This window comes from Cupriavidus sp. 05N39, assembly GCF_056397325.1.
This window is the reverse complement of the sequence record NZ_JBFTNE010000317.1, coordinates 1-450: the sequence shown is the minus strand read 5'-3', so window position 1 is coordinate 450 and position 450 is coordinate 1. Positions and strand designations below refer to the sequence as shown.

Here is a 450-nt window from a genome sequence, read left to right as displayed (position 1 = left end):
ATCGAGTGCTTCGAGCGTATCGAAGTGCCGCGCACGCTGTAATGTTCCAGGCCGGACCGCCCCGCGCGGTCCGGCTCTTTCCGCTTATCCGTATCATCTTTCAAGACGAGTCTGCCTACCGTGCCAAAGACCTTCCATCGAACCGACCGTGTTTCCGCCCAGATCCGCCGTGAACTGGGAACGCTCGTGCACAACGCGGTGCGTGAACACGGCTTGCCTTCGGTGAGCGTCTCCGACGTGGAAATCACCCGTGACATGGCCCATGCCAAGATCTTCGTCACGGCACTGATGCCCGAGCGTTCGGTGGAAGCCRTGAAGGGCCTGAAGGAACTGGCCTGGGGCCTGCGCATGGAACTGGCGCGGGCGATGAAGCTGCGCCACGTGCCCGAGTTGCACTTCCACTACGATGATTCGGTGGACCGCGGCGAGCGCATCGACAACATCCTGCGC

1 protein-coding gene is annotated in these 450 nt (G+C 62.1%); it reads left to right on the top strand.

The window, feature by feature from the left end:
• Positions 1-120: 120 nt before the first annotated feature.
• Positions 121-450: 30S ribosome-binding factor RbfA (gene rbfA, locus AC1DN0_RS41490; protein WP_477146669.1), on the top strand; the 330-nt coding region annotated here is incomplete at its 3' end.